This window comes from Aminobacter sp. MET-1 (assembly GCF_026521175.1).
In the GTDB taxonomy this organism is placed as follows: Bacteria; Pseudomonadota; Alphaproteobacteria; order Rhizobiales; family Rhizobiaceae; genus Aminobacter.
In genome coordinates this window covers 171,006-191,693 of sequence record NZ_JAMSHL010000002.1, presented here as the reverse complement: position 1 = coordinate 191,693, position 20,688 = coordinate 171,006, and the positions used below count along the sequence as shown (strand labels likewise).

Sequence of the window (20,688 nt, the reverse complement as noted above, 5' to 3'; positions counted from 1 at the left end):
GCCTGCCGTAACTTTGGCCGGAATATTCAATCCGGCAACGCAGGCTGATGCGAAAACCCTGTAACTGCGGCACAAGGACATCCGCCGCCGCGCAACACAGGACCGCACATCATGAAACCGAGAATAAGCGTCATCACCCTCGGCGTCGACGACCTCGACACATCGCTCGCCTTCTATCGCGACGGCCTCGGGCTCGCCACCGACGGCATCATCGGCACAGAGTTCGAGCACGGCGCCGTCGTCTTCATCGATCTGGAAGGTGGCATGAAGCTGGCGCTGTTCCCGCGCGGCGACATCGCCCACGACGCCGGCATCGCAAAATCAGATCGCAGCCCGACCGAGTTCACACTTGGCCACAATGTCGCCGGTGAAGCCGAGGTCGACGCGGTCATGGCGCAGGCACTGGCCGCCGGCGCGCGGCTGGTAAAGCCGGCGCAAAAGACCTTCTGGGGCGGCTATGCCGGCTATTTCCAGGATCCCGACGACCATCTCTGGGAGATCGTCTACAATCCCGCTTTCCTGCCCAAGGAGTGATTGCCCCAGATGACACGGACCGGCCGCGAGGCCGGTCCGAAGTTTGTCGCTGTCGTCCTGTCAGCCCCGGGGCGGCCAGATCTGGTCGCTGGAGCCCATTTTCGGTTCACCCAGCAGCGGCGTCTTCAGTGCATGCACGCCACCGACCGAGAACAGCCAGATGATGTTGCGATCATATTCGGTGAAGACTGCGAAGCTGGCATTGTCGAAGGTGTAGTCGGGCATCTCTGAAGTCGTGGGGAAGCGTGGCACGAAGTAGCCCGCGATCTTCGGCTGTGCCGGATCCTTGACGTCGAAGATCTGCAGACCGGCATTGTAGAAGGCGTAGGGTACTACGCCGTCGCGACCATGGCCCGGCTGGTGCGTGGTGCCCGAGCGCTTCGGCCCGAAGCTGCCCTTGCGCTGGCAATAGTCGGTAAACTTCGCCTCCTTCGGCGGCGTCGGCCGCGGGAATGTTGCCACCACCTTCGGCTGTGCCACATCCTTGGCGTCGATCACCAGCACGTCCTTATAGGGCTCGTAGCAGTTCGAGTTCATCGGATAACCGTTGGCGAAGACATAGCCGGTGCGGGCGTACTGGCTGGTGTCGACATTGTCGAATTCGGTGCCGGCGAAGCTCGGCGCGATGCTCACATGCCCCTTCATCTCCGGCTTGTCGGGGTTGGCGAGGTCGAAGGTGTAGAGGCCGAGGCCGCCCATCGCGCCAAAGGCCACCTTGCCGCCCTTTTCGACCGGCGTCGGCAGGAATGGCGGCATGCGCGAGCCCATCCATGACGTCCGGTTGCCGGCCCGCGGGTTCATCAGATAGGCGTCCTCGCTCGCCTTGTCGCCGACCACCTGGCCGGGAACCGTGACCTGGCTGACGAAGACGGGATTGGCCGGATCCGACATATCCCAAACCTGATAGCCCGGCGAATGCAGATAATCGGGGTATTCGGTCAGCGCGTAGGTGTCGTCAGGCGCCGCCGACAGATACATGTATTTGCCACCGAACCAGGCGGGCGCGTCGAGCGAACCCGAGCCCTCTTGCTGGCCGATGGGCGCATCGGGGTTCTTCCTGTCGGTCGTGCGCGTTGCGATCAGCTTCCAGTCGTCGGGCGTCGGCCCGTTCATCTCATAGACCTTGAAGCCCTTGAGCGAATTGTACTTGCGCAGCGTCTCGACGATGTCGGGCTGGGTGCGCTTGTTGTCGAGGATGCCGAAGCGACCGATCTCATAGGAGGCGACGACGACGTTCTTCTTGAGCGTCTCGCTCCAGGCAATGGTGATGCCACCGAAATAGTCCTCGACGGTCTTGGCGTCCCAGTCCTCGTTCGAGCCTTCCGGTCCCCACACGCCGCCCTTGGAATAGACGACCTTGGCCTTGGCCGGGTCGGTGATGTCGAGCACGCGCATGTAGTCGCGGTCGTGCACATACATGTAACGCTTGCCGTCGAAGTCGGCGACGTCGGGCCAGGCATGCCAGGGTGAGCTGATATGCGGGTAGAAGGCTATCTCCTCGACATTCTGGCTGTAGGTCTTGTCGTCCCACGCCTCCAGCTGTCCGGGGAATGCCGGGCTGCCGCCCAGCGGCGTGGCGCGCGGCGCCCTGAAGGTGCCGTCCTCCGACATGCCGTAGTCCTTGCCGGGCTCAAGCGCCGGTGGCGCCTTGTCGTAGGTCAGCGCGTTCCACTGCTTGAGATAGGGGTCTGTGATGTTGATCTCGGTCGGCACCTTGCTGCCCCAGTCGGCAGCTACAGCCACACCCGTCGCCAGCGCCAGTATCGAACAGCCGAGCAAAATCCGTTTCGCCACCATCACGTCCTCCTCCTGATGTCATGAGCGGACCATCCCGAAGTCCGCGCGACGCCGCCTGCATCGCAACCCCAGAAGAGAAGTGTTCGGCTTGGCCGAAAAGTGAATTTTGCGAACGCAGCTATGAGTGTTTCGCATAGCCATGCATACGCCATGACTTAGCATGCGTACCTCGCCTTCACGCGCACAAACCGCCGCCGCGCGCGAGGCATTCCAGTCTCGCCCGAAATCATTCGTCTTGATCGAACAATCCATCCAAAATTACGCGTTGGATCGATTGAAAGCCGGCGCATAGCTTGCACCCGGAAATACGGGACCAAGCCATGAACGCCATCGCCAGGAACGAAACCAGCAACGCCGTCGCCATTGGCTCGGCAAAAGCCACCATGCGCACCGGTGGCTGGAGCAAGCATGCCCGGCTTCTGTCCGGCCTCGCCCTCACCGCAACCATAGCCGCCCTCGCCTTTGCATTGCGCCATTTGCCTGGCTTTACTGCCTTTAGCCCGATGATCCTCGCCATCGTCATCGGCATGGCCTTCCACAATCTTGTGGGCACACCGGTCAGTGCCAAGGCGGGCGTCGCCTTTTCGATGCGCAAGGTGCTGCGCTTCGCCATCATCCTTCTTGGCCTGCAACTGACCGCAGCCCAAGTTGCCGAGGTCGGCGTCGGCGGTGTTGCCCTGATCGCCGCGACGCTGGTCTCCACTTTCGCTTTTACGCTGTGGCTCGGCAGGCTGATCGGCGTCGAGCGCCCATTGGCAGAGTTGATCGCCGCCGGCACCTCGATCTGCGGCGCATCGGCGGTCATTGCCACCAACACCGTCACCCGCGCGCCCGACGAGGACGTCGCCTATGCGGTCGCCTGCGTCACCGTGTTCGGCTCCATCGCCATGTTCGGCTACCCGCTGCTCCAAGCCGGCCTCGGCCTCGACGCCCATGCCTACGGCCTGTGGACCGGCGCCTCGATCCACGAGATCGCCCAGGTCGTCGCCGCAGCCTTCCAGGGCGGCCAGCAGGCCGGCGAGTTCGGCACCGTAGCGAAGCTCACCCGCGTCATGATGCTCGCGCCCATGGTGATCACACTCGGTCTCGCCGCGCGTGCCCGTACCACTGGCAGCGGCCAGCAGGCCGGCGGTGCACCGATGCCGTGGTTCGTGCTCGGCTTCGTCGCGATGGTCGCGCTCAACAGCGTGGTCACCATCCCCCCGGAGGCGAAAGCCGCGATCGTTACCCTCACCACCTTCCTGCTCACCATGGCGCTTGCCGCAATGGGTCTGGAGACCGACTTCCGCAAGCTCCGGGCAAAGGGCATCCGTCCACTCTTTCTTGGCCTCGGCGCGTTCCTTTTCATCGCGACTTTCAGTCTAATGGCGGTCAAGCTACTGGGCTGACGCATCAAAGGGGCGGCCGTGACACTCGAACAGCTCAGGATCTTCGTCGCGGTTGCCGAGCGCGAGCATGTCACCCGGGCCGCCGAAGCGCTGAACCTGACGCAATCCGCCACCAGCGCCGCCGTCGCCGCGCTTGAGAACCGCTACCAGGCACGGCTGTTCGACCGGGTCGGGCGGCGCATCGTGCTCACCGACGCCGGCCGCATTTTTCTTACCGAGGCGCGCGCCGTGCTTGCCCGGGCCGAGGCTGCCGAAATCGTGCTCGCCGATCTCGCCGGCCTGAAGCGCGGTTCGCTCAAGCTGGCCGGCAGCCAGACGGTCGCCAACTACTGGCTGCCCAGCCTCGCCCACAGTTTCCGCCGGGATTATCCGGGCATCGAGCTCGGCATGGTCATCGCCAACACCGAGGCGGTGGCGACTATGATCCATGACGGCTCGGCCGACCTCGGCTTCGTCGAAGGCGACGTCGACGACCCAGCGCTCGCCGTCGAGCCGGTCGGCGAGGATGAGCTTTTGCTCGTCACCGCCCTCGACCACCCCTGGATCGCAAAGCCGCCAAACTCTGCCCGCGATCTGCGCGGTGCCCGCTGGATTTTTCGCGAGCCCGGTTCCGGCACCCGCTCCAATTTCGAGGCCGTATTGTCCAGCCTCGGCGTTACCCCCGGCAGCCTCGACATTGCGCTTGAACTGCCCTCCAACGAGTCCGTTCGTTCGGCCGTCGAGGCGGGAGCGGGCGTCGCGGTCATGTCGCGACTGGTGGCCGAAGGCGCGCTCAAGGCTGGCTCGCTGGTCTCCATCCCCTTCGCCCTGCCACGGCGCCGTTTCTTCTCGCTGCGCCACAAGGAGCGTTATCTCACCCGCGCCGCGCGCGAATTCCTTGCCCTGACGACAGGCCAAGCCAGCTGATTTCAGCGAAATCGACCCGACAAGAACAATACCAGTTTAACACCTGAAAAAAATTCTGCATAAAAGGGGCGACTTTCCACAGGTGGCTCCGATGGGCGATCAGGCAATCCTCGACTTCCTCGCAAGACAGCTTTCCGGCGAAAGTGGCGAACCGCTCTACCGACGGCTGGAAGACGCCATCAAGCAGGCCATCGCGACAGCCCAGCTCAAGCGCAATGCCGTCATCCCCAGTGAGCGCACCCTGTGCGATGCGCTTGGCATCTCACGCGTCACCGTGCGCAAGGCCATCGACGGCCTTGTCTCCGACGGACTGCTCGACCGCCGCCAAGGCGCCAAGACTGTGGTGTCGTCGCGCCTGGAGAAGTCGCTGGCGACCATGACCAGCTTCTCCGAGGACATGCGCTCGCGTGGGCTGGAGCCAGGCTGCGTGTGGATTTCCCGAGAAATTTCACGCCCTTCGCCAGCAGAAATGATGGCATTGGGCATCTCCGGCAGCGAAAAGGTCGTGCGTCTGCGCCGCCTGCGCACCGCCGACGACACGCCCATCGCCATCGAGATCGCCACGCTGCCGGCACGTTTCGTGCCTGACCCGCAGGCGGTAAAGGAATCACTCTACGAATATCTCGAGGCCACCGGCGCCCTGCCGGTGCGTGCCTTGCAGCGCATGCAGGCCAAGCCCGCCACCGACGAGGAGCGCCAGCTTCTCGCCACGCCCGAGGACACGTCGCTGCTGGTCATGGAACGCCGCTGCTTTCTCGCCGACGGCCAGATCGTCGAATTCACCCAAACCAAATACCGTGGCGACGTCTACGACTTCGTCATCGAATTGATGAGATAATACCAGTTCAAATCCTGTTGCAATCTGGTCTTAGACTGCTACCGTCTGGGCATCACAGGAGATGCCCGCGTGCCGCTTGACTTCAAAGCCCTCGACAATGGCCTCATCGTGTCCTGCCAGCCCGTGAAGGGTGGCGCCATGGACAAGGCCCAGATGGTCGTTGGCTTCGCGCTGGCAGCCATCGACGGCGGCGCCGCCGCTCTGCGCATCGAGTCCTCAGAGTATGTCGCAGCAGTCCGCGCCGATACAGACAAGCCGATCATAGGCCTGATCAAACGCGACCTCGACGATACGCCCGTCCGCATTACACCCTGGCTCGAAGACGTCGACGCGCTCGCTGCTGCCGGTGCCGATGTCATCGCCTATGACGCCACCCAGCGCGTCCGCCCGGTTTCGACCAAAGCACTGATCGAGCGCATTCATTCCCACGGCTGCGCCGCAATGGCCGATTGCTCGATCATTTCAGATGCAGAGCAGGCGCTGGCCGAAGGCGCCGACGTCGTCGGCTCGACGCTTGCCGGCTACACCGGCCCGGTCGAGCCGACCGAGCCCGACTTCGCGCTGATCTCGGCGATGCGCAAGCTCACGCCCCATGTGATCGCCGAGGGCAATGTCCGCACCCCGGCCCAGGCGCAGCAGGCGCTGGCTTCGGGCGCTTCGATGGTCGTGGTCGGTTCGGCCATCACGCGGCCCGAATATGTGACCTCGTGGTTCCGTGCCGCGCTCGACGAAACCATGGCCAAGGGCGGAGCCTGATCGCCATGGCTGACACCGTTCTCGCGCTCGACATCGGCGGCACCAAGATGCTTGCGGCTCTGGTGCGCGGGGACGAGGTGGTCGAAACGCACAAGATGCCGACGCCGCGCAGCGGCGATCCAGAGGAGTGGCTGACGGCCCTGTTCGTTGCGATTTCGGGCTGGAAAGGCCGCTACGACACGGTTGGTGTCGCCGTTTCCGGCATCATCGATGACGGTTTCTGGTCACCGCTCAACCGCAAGACACTCGACATCCCCGACAGTTTCCCGCTGGTCGCGACCGTGGGCAGGCTTGCCGGCACCGATGCGGTGCTCGCCGCCAACGACGCGCAGGCCGCGGCCTGGGGCGAATTCTCCTGCGGTGCCGGCCAGGGCCAGGACCTCGTCTTCCTCACCATCTCCACCGGCATCGGCGGCGGCATCGTCGTCAACGGCCGCCTGCTCGGCGGGCTCGCTGGCCATTTCGGACTGTTGAGCAGCCTCGACGAGAACGCCGGCGTGCTCGAAGACCACGTCTCCGGCAACTGGATTGCCACACAGGCAGCACCGCACCATGCCGGCGCGACCGCGCGCGAGGTCTTCGAGGCGGCCGCCACAGGCCACGTCTGGGCGCAAGACATCATCAAGGCATCGGTGGGCCAGACCGCCCTTCTTTGCCGCAATATCCAGCTCATGCTCGACCCCTCCCGCATCGTCATCGGCGGCGGCATCGGCCTGGCACCTGGATATCTCGAATCCGTCCGGCAGGCGCTGGGAAGCCTGCCGCCACGGCTCACCCCGCAGCTTCACGCCGCAGCGCTCGGAGAGAGCGCCGGCGTCGTGGGCATCGCGGATCTAGCAAAACGTCAGAACTGACCTAGAGGGAGAACACCACATGACATTTTCGACGCTCAGAAAGGGCGGCCTGATCGCCGCTGCGATCGCCAGCCTCATGGCGAGCCCCGCCTTCGCCAAGGTAACCGTGCTCGGCTGGCCGGGCGGCCCCGAGGAAACCGCACTGCGCGCTGCAGCCGACGTCTACAACGCCAAGTCTGACACCTCGGACGCTAACAAGGTTGAGCTTTTGTTCTTCAACCGCGACGGTTTCTGGGACAAGCTGCAGGCCGACCTCGCCGCCGGCTCCAAGGCCTTCGACGTCAACCTGCTCGCCACCTACTCCATCGGCCGCTATGCGCCGTTCATGGAGCCGGTCGAGCTATCGGACGAAGCCAAGGCCGTCTATGGCGATTCCGTGCTCTCGACCATGCAGTACGAAGGCAAGCAGTTCGGCGTACCGACCGACCTGTCGCTGCACTTCATGTACTACCGCAAGGACCTGATCGAGGCACTGCTCAAGGACGACGCGGCCAAGGCCAAGTTCGCCGAAATCTCCGAGAAGCATCTCGGAAAGAAGCTCGAGCCGAAGAACCCGGACGAGTGGACCTGGGACGACTATGCGGCCACCGCACTCTACTTCACCCAGGCTGTGAACCCGGACAGCCCGACCCGCTATGGCACCGTCCTGCAGCTCAAGAACCTGCTGTTCAACATGATGGTGTTCCAGTCGCTGCCACGTTCCTATGGCGGCAACTGGATGGACGAGAGCGGTAAGGTGACTGTCAATTCCGACGCCTATCGCAAGGGCCTCGAGACCTACAAGCTGCTCTATGACGCCGGTGCCACCCCGCGCGACTCGCTGTCCTACGAGTTCGCCGAGGCCAACGCTGCCTACGCTTCGGGTCAGGTCGCGGCCATGATGCAGTGGAATGCCGCGGCCTCCGACCTGACCTCGAAGGACAAGTCGCCTGCGGTTGCCGAAGTCACCGAGACCATCGCCCCGCCGGCCGGCCCGGAAGGCCGCTTCACCCACATCCACGGCCTCGGCTTCGGCCTCAACAAGAACGCCGAGAACAAGGATGGCGCCAAGGCCTTCATCAAGTGGCTGTCGTCGAAGGAAGCAGCCCTGATCTATGCCAAGAACAGCGGTGCGCCGGCGCTCACCCCTGACGTCGTCAAGGAAGTCGCCACCGACCGTCCCGACCTGGTCAAGCTCGGCGAGTTCGCCAGCAAATACGGCTACGTCATGAACGGCGGCACCTCGGCCAAGGCGCTCTCGGTCTATGAGCTCCAGGCCAAGGAGTTCACCGGCTACTGGTCAGGCCAGCAGTCGCTCGACGACGCGCTCAAGAACACCGAAAAGGGCATGGCCGACCTGCTCAAGTAAACGTCTGGCCGGTGGCGGCTGCCGCCACCGGCCATTCCAACAGGTTCAGGATTCGGCACCTCCCCGCGCCTCCTTGTCCTTCGGGCATGTCGACGGGGCGATCCTGGCACCATTTCCCGCCCCATGCGGGTCCGAAGTGCCGAGTCCTGAACCTGTCACGCTGTGACGCCTGACGACGACTCCGCCCACGGGTCGGCCAGCCACCATTGCTTCCATTGGAAAGCCAGCCTTAGATCGATTGATGACAACGCTTTCGCAACGCGCCCCCTCGTCCGAATTCCGTCTGCTGGCAGTGCCACTGGTGCTGTTCCTGCTCGTCTTCCTCGGCTTCCCGGCGATCGTCAACCTCGTCTATTCGGTGTCCGAGGTCAGCTTCGAGACCCTGCGCAGCCCCGAGATAACAGGCTTCGCCAATTTCGCGGCGGTCTGGAACGACACTTCGTTCTGGCAGGCGACCTGGTTCTCCTTCCGCTTCGGCCTGCTGACCGCCCTGCTCGAATGCGCGCTCGGCCTGTTCCTCGCCATCTTCCTGTCACCGCTCATCGAAAAGCGCAGCTGGCTGATGGCGATCCTGATGCTGCCGCTGATGGTGGCGCCGGCGCTCGTCGGCCTGATGTACCGCCTCGTGCTGCACGAATTCGTCGGCCCTGTACCCTATTATCTATGGACCTGGTTCGGCGCGAGCTTCTCGTTTCTTGGCCCGGCATCGGCTTTCTGGACATTGATCGTGGTCGAGACGCTGCAGTGGACCCCGTTCGCCTTCCTGCTCTTCTACATGGCCTACCAGGCCATCCCCAAGGAGATCGTCGAGGCGTCCGCCATGGATGGCGCGCGCTACCGCCACAGGCTCTGGTACATCGAGCTGCCGCTGATGGCGCCGACAATCGTGGTCGCCCTGCTCATCCGCTTCATCGACGGCTTCCGCGTCTTCGACAATGTCTACGTCCTGACCGGCAGCGGCCCGGGCGGTTCCACCGCTTCGTTGTCGATCTACATCTACGAAGCCTTCTTCAAGCAGGGTGCCATCGGCAAGGCGGTCGCGGCTTCCGTCATTCTGTTCGTGGTGTCGTTCGCCGTGCTCTACGGCCTCAACGCGCTCGCCGCCCGCCGCAAGGGAGCCCGCTGATGATCAACGCCCTCCGCTGGATCGTCTTCGCCATCGCCGCACTTGCGATGAATTTCCCGATCCTCGTCACGCTCTCGACCTCGTTCAAGAGCGCGCGCGAGCTCTCCACCAATCCCGGCCTCTGGGTCTATGCGCCGACGCTCGACAACTACGCCACCGTCTTCACCGTCTCCGACCGGCTGAACATTTTTCTCTATCTGATGAACAGCGTCGCGGTCGCAGCCCTCGGCACGCTGCTTGCCGTGGCACTTGCCCTGCCCGCGGCCTATGCAATCGCCCGCGGCAAGCTCGGCGAACGCACGCTTCTGCCGTTCATCGTCAATTTGCGCGCCGTGCCGCTCATCATCTTCGCCATCCCGCTCTACATGATGTTCCAGTGGCTTTCGCTGCTCGATACGCGCCTTGGCCTCGGCCTGATCCTCACCATCGTCAACCTGCCGCTGGCGCTGGTCATCCTGGTCAACGCTATCCGCGACCTGCCGGGCGAACTGGATGAAGCGGCGCTGATGGACGGCGCGACGCGCTTCCAGATCCTGACCAAAGTCATCGCACCGCTCTGCCGTCCGGCGATCGTCACCAGCCTGATCTTCGGCTTCATCACCGCCTGGAACGAGTTCCTGTTCGGCCTGATGCTGACCACGTCCAAGGCCGTGCCGATCACCGTCGGCGCATCGTTCTTCTTCGCCGCCAGCGGCGGTGGCGTGCAGTGGGGCGTTGCCTCGGCCGTCATGATCGTCGGCGCACTGCCGCCGATGCTGCTTGGCCTCATCATGTATCGCCAGATCAGCGGGTCGATGACGGCCGGCGCGGTCAAGGGCTGAACGCGCATCGACCCGAAAATCCCAAGACTTTCGGAACGTACGATGTGCAGCGAGAAAATGTTCGGAGGACTCTATGAGTACGATTTCGCTCCAGAAGGCCGGCAAGCGTTACGGCGGCACCGAGATCATCAGGGATCTCGACCTCGACATTTCAGACGGCGAGTTCGTCGTCATCGTCGGCCCGTCCGGCTGCGGCAAGTCCACGCTGCTGCGCATGATCGCAGGCCTTGAGGAGACCACCTCCGGCCACCTGTTCATCGACGGCCGCGACGTCACCAAGGCGCCGCCGGTCGAGCGCCAGCTCGCCATGGTGTTCCAGTCCTACGCGCTTTATCCGCATATGACCGTGCGACAGAATATGGGTTTCGGGCTCAAGCTGGCTAAACTGTCGCCGGATGCGATCAAGGCCAAGGTCGACCAGGCCGCCGACACGCTGAAGCTCACCCATCTGCTCGATCGCTACCCGCGCCAGCTCTCGGGCGGCCAGCGCCAGCGCGTCGCAATCGGCCGTGCCATCGTGCGGCAGCCCGTCGCCTTCCTGTTCGACGAACCGCTGTCCAACCTCGATGCCGCGTTGCGCGTCGACATGCGGCTGGAGATCGCCAAGCTGCACCGTGCGCTCGGCGCCACCATGATCTACGTTACCCACGACCAGGTCGAGGCGATGACGCTCGCCGACCGCATCGTCGTGCTCAAGGAGGGGCGCGTCATGCAGCACGGCAGTCCGCACGAGCTCTACGAGCGCCCCGCCAATCTGTTCGTCGCCCAGTTCATCGGCAGCCCCAAGATGAACGTGCTCGCTTGCGCGCCGTCGGGCGACGGCGAGCTCGATCTTTCCGGACAGGGTGCGCTATCCCTCGCCTTCTCCGGAGCGCCGACCCAACTCGGCGCCCGCCCCGAGCATCTGACGCTGGTCGCACCCGACAACGGCAATTGCCGCGGCACGGTCGAGGTCGCCGAATATCTCGGCGGCAACACCAGCGTTTTCGTCCGCAACGATCGGCTCGGCCTGATCAACGTCAACGCGCCCGCCGATACCAAGGTGCGCATCGGCGAAACGGTCGGCATTGCCATCGACGGCAACAGGGTGTCGCTGTTCGGCGCCGATGGCTCGGCAATCGCCCGCGCTGCCTGACTACTTGCTGCCGGAGTTGCCGCCCTGCTTGTTGAACAGAGCAAGCAGGTCGATTGGCAGCGGGAACACCACCGTCGACGAGCGCTCGCCCGAGATATCGTGCAGCGCCTCGAAATAGCGCAGTTGCATCGCCTGCGGCTCGGCTGCCAGCATGCGGCCGGCCTCGACCAGCTTCTGCGCCGCCTGCTGTTCGCCGTCGGCATTGATCACCTTGGCGCGCCGCAGCCGCTCAGCCTCGGCCTGCTTGGCTATCGCCCGCACCATGCTCTCGTTGAGATCGACATGCTTAATCTCGACATTGGTCACCTTGATACCCCAGGCGTCCGTCTGCTGGTCGAGGATTTCCTGGATGGCGGCATTGAGCTTGTCGCGCTCGGCCAGCATCTCGTCGAGTTCGTGCTTGCCGAGCACCGAACGCACCGTGGTCTGCGCCAGCTGGCTCGTGGCTGCCATGTAGTCCTCGACCCTGATGATCGCGCGCTCAGGATCGACGATGCGGAAGTAGAGCACCGCATTGACCTTCACCGAGACATTGTCGCGCGAAATCACGTCCTGCGGCGGCACGTCCTGCACCACGACGCGCAGGTCGACGCGCACGATCTGCTGGACGAACGGTATCAGCAGGATCAGACCCGGTCCCTTCACCCCGGTGAAGCGGCCCAGCGAAAAGATCACGCCGCGCTCATACTCGCGCAAGATCTTGATGGCCGCGCTCAGGAACATGATCACGGCCAGCGCGAGGAGCAGGTAGGTCACATAGCCGATGATCATGATTGTTCTCCATTGCCTGGATCCCGGGCTGGGCTCTGGGATTGTAAGCGCCGCACCGACAGCACGAGCCCCTTGATGCCTGTGACCTCGACGCCTTCGCCCGGCACAAAGGCCTCGTCCGAGCGCGCGCGCCAACGTTCGCCCTGGGCCATCACGTGGCCCTCGCATGCCTGCCAGTCGACCACTTTCGCCGGCAGGCCCCGCATCGCCTGGGCACCAACTGGCGACGGCCTCTTGCGTACGGCAAGCAGGTAGCTGCCTGCCAGCAGCGCCAGCCCCAACGACAACGCGGCCGCCGTTCCCACCACAGCCCATGACAGGGCAAAACCCGGCGCCTCGACCCTGAGCAGCATCGCCGCTCCCAGAAGGAAGGCCGCCGCGCCGCCCAAGCCCAGCACGACCGTCGGGTTCAGCGCCTCCATGATAAGGAATGCGATGCCAAGCAGCATCAGCGCCAGCCCGGCATAGTTGATAGGCAGGAAGTTGAGGGCATAGAGCCCGAGCAGCAGGCAGATGGTGCCGACCACGCCAGGCGCCACCATGCCAGGGCTCGAAAATTCGAAGACGAGGCCATAGACGCCGACCAGCATCAGGATGATGGCAACGTTGGGATCGGTGATGACCTGAAGCAGCTGGATAAGCCAGCCCGGCCTCACCGTCTCTTCCTGGATATTCCTAGTCGCCAGCACTTCCTTGCGGCCGGCGACATCGACTATGCGGCCATCGGCAAGACGCAACAGCTCGGCCTTGTCGTGGGCGACAATCTCGATGACGTGCTGCTCAAGCGCTGCATTGGCCGTGAGAGTGGCCGCCTCGCGCACGGCCTTTTCGCCCCACTCGGCATTGCGCCCGCGCAACTCGGCAAGGCTGCGGATCAGCGCCACGGCATCATTGGTGACCTTGGCCATCATCGGATCGCCCGCCGGCTCGCCCGGGGCGGCACCCTTCTGATCCTTACTGTCGTTGTTGTTGCCGCCGCCCGGCAGCGACGGCAATCCGCCGATCTCAATTGGCGTTGCCGCGCCGATGTTGGTGCCCGGCGTCATCGCCGCCAGATGGGTTGCGTATAGGATGTAGGTGCCCGCGCTCGCCGCATGCCCACCAGCGGGGGAGACATAACCGATGACGGGAGTGGGCGAAGCCAGGATGTCGGCGATCATCTCGCGCATCGAGGTGACCAGCCCGCCGGGCGTGTTCAGCTCGAGGATAACGACTTCGGCGTTGCGCTCAGCTGCGGTCGCCAGCCCTTCCTTGAGCTGCCGGGCGCTGGCCGGGCCGATGGCACCGTCGATATCGATGGTCAACGCTAACGGATTGCGGCCGCTTCCTTCGCTCATCACTGTCGAGGGAACGACGGCCACGGCGGCAAGCACTGCCGCGGCAAAAAGGGCCAAACCAGCGCGTTTCACGCTCAAAAAGCTCCTCATACGAAGATATGGGAACGATTTGGGCGAAGTCCAATATGTAGATTGCTTCGGCAAAGGCGTCCCAAGCTTTCCGCAATGTTGCCGTCAGCCTGATCCGGGATACATCCGGCATGTCCAGGATCATCGCAATTTCAGGCATTTCAGGCGCCGGCAAGACGACGCTGACACGGGCCTTGGCAACCCGCCACCATGCCAGCCACCTCAGCTGGGACGATTTCGACGGGATTTCAGTACATCCCGACGACTATCTCGATTGGTTCCAGGGCGGACGCGACTACAGCGAGTGGAACTACGCCGAACTCGCCGGAATGCTTCGAGGCTTGAAGATGAGCGAGGCCACAATTCATCCGATCACTGGCGAGCGGGTGCAGCCCACCGCGCTGGTGTTCTTCGATGCCCCGCTCGGCCGGCTCCATGGGCAAACCGCTGGCATGATCGACCTCGCGGTGCATATCGGCCTGCCCAAGGACATCGCCCTGTGCCGCCGGCTGATCCGCGACTATGACGCCGCGGAGGAGCTTTCACTTGAGGACCTAATGGACGAGTTGCGCTTCTACGCCGGCGACGGCCACGCGCTTTTCGATGATCGCGCCCTGGTCGAAGCCGCCGATATCGTGATCGACGGGACGCTTCCCTTCGCCCGGCAATTGGAGACGATCGACCGCCATCTCGGCAGGCTGGGCTATCTGGACTGCGCGGGCCGCGCGTGATGCACGGCCCGCGCCGTTCGGCAGCTACCTGTTCGTGAACTTCAGCACGGCCTCGACCTCATCGTCATAGGTCTCGCCGGTCGCAACGAAGCCGAGGCGCTTGTAGAAGCCCTCCGGACTCGCCTCGCCCAGGCCATAGCTGGTGAAGAGTTCGCCAAAGCCCCGCGCCTTCATCTCGCGGGCGACGAGCGCGATCGCCTTCTCGCCGAAGCCCATGCGCTGAAACGGCCCCGCAATCATGAAGCGCCAGAGGAACGCACCTGGGCAGTCGATGACGTCGAAGTCGGAGCCGATATGCAGCATCACGAAACCGACAGGCGTGTCGTCGGCATAGACAGCGCGGAACCAGGCATTCTCGGAAAAATGCGCCTCGGCAATCGAGGTCCCGTTGTCGGCGACCTTGTTGCGCTGGGCTTCGGTCAATGTCTCGCTGAGTTCGCAAACTTCATAGACCGTCTGCGAGGTGATGCGGCGCAACGAGACTTCGGAGGCCGAAGTTGGCTGTTCTGTCATGGCAGTTTCCAGTGTGGATTTTCTGACCCGGCAAAGCCGGCACGGTTCGTCTCGTCCGCCAACGATCGGGCATTCGCCCTGGTCGCTGATAGTTTTGACAACACCATTCGTCAAGCAACCAAAAATCATGCGTAGGCATCTTGCGCATTCGGCGTGAACAACTGTAAGCACTCCGCCCGCCATACACGTAAACTCGTATGGTGACATAAGCCTCATATCAATATCGCCTGCGCTTATATTAGATTACCTGACATGGAGAACAAAATGGCGCGCATCGCAATGACTTTGATCACGACCATCACATCTCATTCTCCAACAGGACATCCATCCAGTGACAATTCCAGACCACTACATCGATAACGCCATCACCTGGGCGCTCTCCCAGCTTGGAGACGACAGCTACTGCTTCCGCTGCCTCGCCTTTGTCGAGGATGCCTATGAGCAATCCAACGCTATCGAGATGTTCGGCGGGGACTCCGCCAAGGAGTCTGCCGACGAGTACGGCGTGACCGGGACGCCTCAGGGCATTCCGCCGCGCGGCGCCTTCGTCTTCTACGACATGTCGGGCGAGTTGTTCGACGAGCACGCCAATTACGGTCATGTCGGACTGCATCTCGGCGACGGCCGCGTCGTTCACGCCTGGGACGAGGTGCGCATCGACGACATGCTGGCGGTCGAAAACCTCGAACCCGCCGAAGGCTGGACCCAGCCGCGTTACATCGGCTGGGCGCCGGTGGAGCGTATCCTCGAAGGCCACAGGGTAGACTAGACTCAGCATCCGCGGCCGTGGCCCCATGGCCGCGGATGCCTTGTTCGACGCCAGAAGCTTCTTGGTCTCACCCGGCCGGCGCAAACCGGCCGGGTGGGCCGCGGTTCTCAGAAGTTGACCGCAAGCTTGGCGTCGATGCCGTGATCAGATGCCTTGCTGCTGACCTGTCCAGTGTAGCTGATGCCGAGCTTCGTCTTCGGAGCGATGGCGAAGTCGATACCCGCGCCGAGAACGGCCGCATCCCTGGCAATCGCGGCACCGGAGATGTCGAAGTCCCCGCTGCCGTCGAAGGCGAAGGACGACGTAGGCGCGACCTCGCCGAAGGCATGGCGCCAACCCAGCGTGCCGTGGACAATGGCCTCGGTTGCCCCAAGCGAAACGTCGTTCGAGCCGCGCACGCCGAGCGTGGTGAAGGTTACGTCGCTGCTCGATGCTGCACTCGACAGTGCCGCCGCCCCACCCGTCTCTGTGAAGGCGCTCGTGCGCAAGTTCACATAGGTCAGGTTGGAGAAGCCCTCGACCGCGAAGCGCCCCGCATCGACCTTGTAGCTCGCCTCGCCAAACACCTGCGCGGTGCCGCCGCTGTAGTTGGCGGACAATGCGTCGGTGAAGCCTCCGAAGGCGACATTGCGCTGCGTGTCGAAGCGGTGCCAGGTGTAGCCGGCCCCGACGGTCAGGCCGAACGGCCCGGCGCGGGTGCCGGCATTGACGGCGACATGGTAGTTGTCGCTGCTGCCGCTCGACCCTCCATTGGCGGTGCTGAAGGACGAGCGGCTGTAGCCGGCAATGACACCCGCGCGCCAGGCGTCGCCGACCAGTGCGTCGCCACCGACAAGCAATCCGCCGGTGCTGCGGTCGAAACCGACATTGCTCGCATCCGCCTTGCTGTCGCCCCATGAGCCAAAGGCCCGCGTCCACAGAGCAAAGCGGTCGGTGTCCGCTGGCACGAGTTCCAGGCCGTCGTCGCCATAGGCCATGACCGGCATGCTCACCGCGGGCGCCTCGCCGAATGCCTGGTCGATCCGGCTGGTGGCCGCGTCGAGCATGACGCCGCCGAACTGCATCATCATGCCCTTGGCCGAGGAGTGCACCTCACCCGACAGCTGCTGGAACGCATCTTGCGCGCCGGCTTCGTCAAGATTGGCGACAGCGGTGTAGGCAGCGTTGCCGAAGCCGAGGCTTTCGAGGGCTGCTGCGGTCGCCTTCTGGTTTCCGTTTACGCCGACTTCGGCGAAAGAGATGTCGTTGCGGCTGAGCGTCAGCGTCACGTCGTTGGCGCCATAGGCCAGCGTCGGGTCGAGGAAGGCGAGGTTCGAACTGACGTCGGCGAAGGTGCCGGAGACACCGCCACCGGCGGTGACGATCTTGTAGCTCGTCTGCGGCGCGTAGTTGTTGCCTGTAGCCAGCGTCAGCACCGAGCCGCCCTTGAGAATGGCCTTGCCCGTCGCTGCGACCTTGTCGCTCTCGCCCTTGTGGTTGGCCTCGACCTCGAATTTCGAGCCGGCCTCGAAGGTGATGTCGCCCGTGACGTTGATCGTGCCGATCGAATTGCCCGGCTTCAACGTACCGCCCGAAGCGATAACCACATTGCCAAGCGTGCCCGAGCCGCCGAGTGCTGCGCCCGCTTCGACAGTGGTCAGCGCAGAGCTGGCTATCGAGCCGTTCACAGCCAGCGCGCCCGCCTTGACGATGGTGCTGCCGGTGTAGCTGTGCGTGCCGTCGAGAACGAGAGCACCAAGGCCGGCCTTGGTCAGGTTGCCGGTGCCCGAGATCTCCCTGGCAATGCCGACGACGTTGTTGGCATCGGCAATGTCGAGCGCGCCGCCGCCGGCCTCCAGCACGACATTGCGGCCGAGCACGTTCATGCCGGTGCCGACAACCTTGAGGCTGCCGCCATCGAGCCTGAGCTTTGCCTGGTCACCGCCGAGGGCCGCGTCTTCCTCGACAACAACGGTGCCGCCATCGGCGACCTTCAGTTCGCCGATGAAGCTGTGATCGTCGATGCAATAGTCTGATATCGCCTGCTGGAAGCGCGCATCGGTGCTCTTGCAGTCGAGCAGCGTCTTTTTCTCGGCATCTGTCAGGCCAGCCAGGATCGGCATGCCGTTGGCATCGGAAATCTGGCCGAGATAGACGTCGTCGCGCATGTTGTTGCGCGAGAGGACGAACTCCCTGCCCTTTTCAGCGAAGGTCGAGGCGCCCTTGCCCCAGACGACGCGTGTCTTTGTCGTGCCGTTGTCGTCGTAGGATTCGAGCTGAGGCCCGACCCAGCGCAGATTGTGCGCCACCGGCTCGTGATCCGACAGCGGCGTCTTCGAACCATCGGGATTGGTCACGTAGCTGACGTCAGTGACGACGCCGAGATAGGGATCGTTCGGGTCGTCGTTGATCTGCCACCACTTGCCGAAGGGCCGCGAGACCAGGAAATGGTCGATCTTGACGCGGTGCCAGCTGCCCCAGGTGTTGGTCGCGTCCTCGCCATGCGACGGCCAGGTCACAGAGCCGTCGTTCAGCCCGTGCGGCGTGAACTGCTCGCGCTCGGAGGGCAGCTGCAGCAGCTGGTACTGCTTCTTCAGGATGTTCATGGTCTGCGGCAGATTGCCGGCCACCGGATACAGCTCGTCGGCAAACAGCCCTACAGGCACCGTCGCCGCATCGATCTGTGCTGCCGTCTTGCCCTTCCACTGGGCGATGAAGGCGTCGAGCTGCGTCTGATCCTTGGCGTATTGCTTCAGCAGCGAGAGATAAAACGCATTTGTCGGGGCCCTGGTGTAGATCTTGAGCAACAGTTCCTGCTGGCTGATCGAGTGCAGGCCGCGCTCGGACACGTCGCCGGCGTTGAAGTCGCCGGTCAGGATGACAGGCCCCGCCTGCGACTTGGCCCAGCTGTTCAGCGCCCTCGCCTGGACAATGCGGTTGGTCGATTCGTCGTAATAATTGAGGTGCGTGGTGCCGACCACGGTCTGCGGCCGCTTTGCCGTGCCGTCGACCTTCGTGTAGGTGGCAATGGCACCTGTGGTGAAGGCACCATACGTGCCCGGCAGGCGCGAAAACACGCCGACGTCATTGTCCTGGCGCGTGCCGTAAGTGCCGAGCCCGGCGGCCTGCATCACGCCCGGCAGGTCGCGGGCGTAGGTGCTGTTGGCACGGAATTCCTGGAAGGTCAGGATGTCGTAATTGCCCTTGATGAAGAACTCGCCCGCCGTTGCCGGCGTCGGCTTGAAGCGATCGAGCCAGGTGTTGAGCGTCAGGATCCTCAGCGAATCCTCGGCCGCCTGGGCCGAAACCGCCTGAAGCGCCAGGGCAGTGCCGCACAGCAGGCCTGCAGCGATGTTGCGCGCTCTATCCTGCGGTTTGCGGGCGGTCTTGGCCGGCACGTTGGGGGTGCGGCCATCGAAGGTCGTCATCGCGAAGCTCCTATGTTTGCGATGCGACAGCAACTGTCACGAAACTGCCAGGGCAGCCGTGCGAATGACATGTTGCGGTCACCAGAAATGTACGAAAACGGACATTAATGAGCTTCGATGTCAGTTTTGCAACATCAATGGTGACAACCGCTCACTCTTCGTCCGTTTGTTGCCATCCACCGGGGATTGCCCCGAGGCAGGGTGAAACGGCCGGTTGAATTTGCTAGCAAGGATTGAGGGAAACGCAGCCGGCATGACATCGATCGACAGGCTCGACATGACAAACGACAACAAGAAGTCGAGCCGGCAAGCGCATCTGCTCAGCTATCTCGAGCACAACCACTATGTATCGATCGAGGAAATCACCACGCTCTATGGCGTGACCACGCAGACAGCCCGGCGCGACATCATGGCGTTGGAGGAACAGGGCAAGGTGCGCCGCCTGCACGGCGGGGCCACCATCTCGACGCCAGTCGAGCCGTCGGTGCTGCGCCAGCGCCGCGTCGACAATGCCGCACAGAAGGAAAAGATCGGCCGCCTCGCCGCAGACCTGATCCCCGACGGGGCTGCCGTGTTCATCGACACCGGCACCACCTGTGAGGCCGTAGCCCGCGCGCTCGTCCGCCATCGCGACCTGCGCGTCGTCACCTACAGCCTGCGCGTCGCCACCACGCTCAGCGAAAGCACCGACTTCGCCATCGCCGTGCCCGGCGGCTTCGTCCGCCAGGTCGATGGCGGCGTCTTCCGCGAGGAGACGGCCGACTACATCAGGCGCTTCAAATTCGACATCGCCGTCATCTCGGTCAGCGGCGTCGACAATGAGGGCGACATCGGCGACGACGATCACGCCGAGGTAGCCGCCGTCTCCGCCGCCATGCGCCAGTCGGGCCGGGTCATCCTCGCCGTCGACAGTTCCAAATTCGGCCGCCGCGCGCTCGTCCGCCTCGCCTCACTCAGCGACATCCACACAATCGTCACCGACGAACTGCCAGGCGAACCCTTGCTCCAGCGCCTGCGCGACAGCGGCATCGACATCGTCGCCTGAGGCAGGCCAGTCTGCTCGAACGCCCGCGCTTCGAGGCGTTTCTGGCCTGATCGCTCAGGCCGGCGCGGCTTCCTCGAATTGCGGCAGGCCGTCGTCCAGCTTCAGCCAGGGCTGCTTCGACGAGACCCAGATATGCATGGTCGGGTGGAATTGTTTGGGATCGTCGAGCGAACCGGAGGTGACGGCGAGAATACCGGCCGCGTCACGTCCGGACAGAACCGTGGTACCGCAGTCGGCGCAGAAGCCGCGCTTCACCGCCGGCGACGAAAACGCGATCTTCACCGGCCCGGTCATCGACACCTGTTCGGCGCGGAACATCAGCCGCGCGTTGAAGGCGGCACCCACCGCCTTCTGGCAGCTGCGGCAATGGCAGATGCGCTCGTTGACGGGTACGCCCTCGGCGACGTAACGCACCGCGCCGCACATGCATCCGCCTTCGTATCGCTGAGCCATCGCACTACCCTTGCTGAACCGCGCACATCTGCGCGCGGTTCAGGGAATAGGGGCAGCGACATCGCCTGTCGAGCCGAAACGTCATGCAGC

At 63.8% G+C, this 20,688-nt stretch carries 19 protein-coding genes; 13 read left to right on the top strand and 6 right to left on the bottom strand.

The genetic code is table 11. The features are described 5' to 3' along the window. Positions 1-111: 111 nt before the first annotated feature. Complete coding sequence (locus NDO48_RS03545) at positions 112-534, top strand: VOC family protein (RefSeq protein WP_018427529.1); 423 nt, start codon at positions 112-114, stop codon at positions 532-534. Positions 535-594: 60 nt separating this feature from the next. Here NDO48_RS03545 and NDO48_RS03540 read toward each other — a convergent pair whose 3' ends face one another. Further along, the gene (locus NDO48_RS03540) at positions 595-2,331 is read right to left on the bottom strand and encodes a hypothetical protein (RefSeq protein WP_018427528.1); all 1,737 of its coding nucleotides are present in this window, start codon (positions 2,329-2,331) and stop codon (positions 595-597) included. A gap of 419 nt (positions 2,332-2,750) precedes the next feature. Here NDO48_RS03540 and NDO48_RS03535 point away from each other — a divergent pair, with 419 nt between their 5' ends. The 9 genes from NDO48_RS03535 (at position 2,751) to NDO48_RS03495 (ending at position 11,503) form a co-directional block, all read left to right on the top strand. Continuing rightward, on the top strand, positions 2,751-3,719 hold the full coding sequence (locus tag NDO48_RS03535) for a YeiH family protein (protein WP_416377180.1): 969 nt from the start codon (positions 2,751-2,753) through the stop codon (positions 3,717-3,719). An 18-nt stretch (positions 3,720-3,737) separates the two neighbouring features. Next, positions 3,738-4,625: a LysR family transcriptional regulator gene (locus tag NDO48_RS03530; protein WP_267320861.1), complete on the top strand. Its 888-nt coding sequence runs from the start codon at positions 3,738-3,740 to the stop codon at positions 4,623-4,625. Between the two features lie 91 nt (positions 4,626-4,716). Beyond that, entirely contained in the window at positions 4,717-5,463 is a 747-nt protein-coding gene (locus tag NDO48_RS03525; protein WP_267320860.1) for a GntR family transcriptional regulator, read from the top strand. A gap of 69 nt (positions 5,464-5,532) precedes the next feature. Then, on the top strand, positions 5,533-6,219 hold the full coding sequence (locus NDO48_RS03520; RefSeq protein ID WP_267320859.1) for an N-acetylmannosamine-6-phosphate 2-epimerase: 687 nt from the start codon (positions 5,533-5,535) through the stop codon (positions 6,217-6,219). Positions 6,220-6,224: 5 nt separating this feature from the next. After that, positions 6,225-7,073, top strand: coding sequence for an ROK family protein (locus tag NDO48_RS03515; RefSeq protein WP_267320858.1), 849 nt, complete (start codon positions 6,225-6,227; stop codon positions 7,071-7,073). 19 nt (positions 7,074-7,092) lie between these two features. Next, positions 7,093-8,421, top strand: a complete 1,329-nt coding sequence (locus NDO48_RS03510; protein ID WP_267320857.1) for an extracellular solute-binding protein — start codon at positions 7,093-7,095, stop codon at positions 8,419-8,421. Positions 8,422-8,662: 241 nt separating this feature from the next. Continuing rightward, positions 8,663-9,547 carry a carbohydrate ABC transporter permease gene (locus tag NDO48_RS03505; RefSeq protein ID WP_018427523.1) on the top strand — a complete coding sequence of 295 codons (885 nt, stop codon included), beginning with the start codon at positions 8,663-8,665 and terminating at the stop codon, positions 9,545-9,547. After that, positions 9,547-10,368: a carbohydrate ABC transporter permease gene (locus tag NDO48_RS03500; protein WP_018427522.1), complete on the top strand. Its 822-nt coding sequence runs from the start codon at positions 9,547-9,549 to the stop codon at positions 10,366-10,368. The genes NDO48_RS03505 and NDO48_RS03500 overlap by 1 nt, the downstream gene beginning before the upstream one ends. A 73-nt stretch (positions 10,369-10,441) precedes the next feature. Then, positions 10,442-11,503: an ABC transporter ATP-binding protein gene (locus NDO48_RS03495; protein ID WP_267320856.1), complete on the top strand. Its 1,062-nt coding sequence runs from the start codon at positions 10,442-10,444 to the stop codon at positions 11,501-11,503. Here the strand turns inward: NDO48_RS03495 and NDO48_RS03490 are convergent, their stop codons facing one another. Together NDO48_RS03490 and NDO48_RS03485 are read right to left on the bottom strand one after the other, a co-directional pair. Next, positions 11,504-12,274: a slipin family protein gene (locus tag NDO48_RS03490; RefSeq protein WP_018427520.1), complete on the bottom strand. Its 771-nt coding sequence runs from the start codon at positions 12,272-12,274 to the stop codon at positions 11,504-11,506. Next, positions 12,271-13,683, bottom strand: coding sequence for an NfeD family protein (locus NDO48_RS03485; protein ID WP_416377176.1), 1,413 nt, complete (start codon positions 13,681-13,683; stop codon positions 12,271-12,273). Before NDO48_RS03485 ends, NDO48_RS03490 begins: the two co-directional genes overlap by 4 nt. A gap of 128 nt (positions 13,684-13,811) precedes the next feature. Between NDO48_RS03485 and NDO48_RS03480 the strand changes: the two genes are divergently transcribed. Then, positions 13,812-14,411: a hypothetical protein gene (locus tag NDO48_RS03480; protein WP_267320855.1), complete on the top strand. Its 600-nt coding sequence runs from the start codon at positions 13,812-13,814 to the stop codon at positions 14,409-14,411. Positions 14,412-14,435: 24 nt separating this feature from the next. Here NDO48_RS03480 and NDO48_RS03475 read toward each other — a convergent pair whose 3' ends face one another. Then, positions 14,436-14,924: a GNAT family N-acetyltransferase gene (locus NDO48_RS03475; RefSeq protein WP_267320854.1), complete on the bottom strand. Its 489-nt coding sequence runs from the start codon at positions 14,922-14,924 to the stop codon at positions 14,436-14,438. A gap of 331 nt (positions 14,925-15,255) precedes the next feature. Between NDO48_RS03475 and NDO48_RS03470 the strand changes: the two genes are divergently transcribed. Further along, positions 15,256-15,693, top strand: a complete 438-nt coding sequence (locus tag NDO48_RS03470; RefSeq protein WP_018427516.1) for an NlpC/P60 family protein — start codon at positions 15,256-15,258, stop codon at positions 15,691-15,693. A 107-nt stretch (positions 15,694-15,800) separates the two neighbouring features. On the opposite strand, the gene NDO48_RS03465 is transcribed toward NDO48_RS03470, so the two are convergent. Then, positions 15,801-19,100 (bottom strand): autotransporter domain-containing protein, encoded by a 3,300-nt coding sequence (locus NDO48_RS03465; protein ID WP_267320853.1) that lies wholly within the window; start codon positions 19,098-19,100, stop codon positions 15,801-15,803. A 253-nt stretch (positions 19,101-19,353) separates the two neighbouring features. Here NDO48_RS03465 and NDO48_RS03460 point away from each other — a divergent pair, with 253 nt between their 5' ends. Beyond that, positions 19,354-20,145: a DeoR/GlpR family DNA-binding transcription regulator gene (locus NDO48_RS03460; protein WP_018427514.1), complete on the top strand. Its 792-nt coding sequence runs from the start codon at positions 19,354-19,356 to the stop codon at positions 20,143-20,145. A gap of 54 nt (positions 20,146-20,199) precedes the next feature. On the opposite strand, the gene NDO48_RS03455 is transcribed toward NDO48_RS03460, so the two are convergent. Further along, a complete protein-coding gene (locus tag NDO48_RS03455) occupies positions 20,200-20,598 on the bottom strand; it encodes a GFA family protein (protein WP_040456124.1) in 399 nt (132 codons plus the stop codon). Positions 20,599-20,688: the final 90 nt, after the last annotated feature.

Coding starts and splice junctions, on each gene's coding strand:
- NDO48_RS03545 (WP_018427529.1), top strand. CDS start 112: ATGAAACCGAGAATAAGCGTCATCACCCTCGGCGTCGACGACCTCGAC.
- NDO48_RS03540 (WP_018427528.1), bottom strand. CDS start 2,331: ATGGTGGCGAAACGGATTTTGCTCGGCTGTTCGATACTGGCGCTGGCG.
- NDO48_RS03525 (WP_267320860.1), top strand. CDS start 4,717: ATGGGCGATCAGGCAATCCTCGACTTCCTCGCAAGACAGCTTTCCGGC.
- NDO48_RS03515 (WP_267320858.1), top strand. CDS start 6,225: ATGGCTGACACCGTTCTCGCGCTCGACATCGGCGGCACCAAGATGCTT.
- NDO48_RS03510 (WP_267320857.1), top strand. CDS start 7,093: ATGACATTTTCGACGCTCAGAAAGGGCGGCCTGATCGCCGCTGCGATC.
- NDO48_RS03505 (WP_018427523.1), top strand. CDS start 8,663: ATGACAACGCTTTCGCAACGCGCCCCCTCGTCCGAATTCCGTCTGCTG.
- NDO48_RS03500 (WP_018427522.1), top strand. CDS start 9,547: ATGATCAACGCCCTCCGCTGGATCGTCTTCGCCATCGCCGCACTTGCG.
- NDO48_RS03495 (WP_267320856.1), top strand. CDS start 10,442: ATGAGTACGATTTCGCTCCAGAAGGCCGGCAAGCGTTACGGCGGCACC.
- NDO48_RS03490 (WP_018427520.1), bottom strand. CDS start 12,274: ATGATCATCGGCTATGTGACCTACCTGCTCCTCGCGCTGGCCGTGATC.
- NDO48_RS03480 (WP_267320855.1), top strand. CDS start 13,812: ATGTCCAGGATCATCGCAATTTCAGGCATTTCAGGCGCCGGCAAGACG.
- NDO48_RS03475 (WP_267320854.1), bottom strand. CDS start 14,924: ATGACAGAACAGCCAACTTCGGCCTCCGAAGTCTCGTTGCGCCGCATC.
- NDO48_RS03465 (WP_267320853.1), bottom strand. CDS start 19,100: ATGACGACCTTCGATGGCCGCACCCCCAACGTGCCGGCCAAGACCGCC.
- NDO48_RS03460 (WP_018427514.1), top strand. CDS start 19,354: ATGACATCGATCGACAGGCTCGACATGACAAACGACAACAAGAAGTCG.
- NDO48_RS03455 (WP_040456124.1), bottom strand. CDS start 20,598: ATGGCTCAGCGATACGAAGGCGGATGCATGTGCGGCGCGGTGCGTTAC.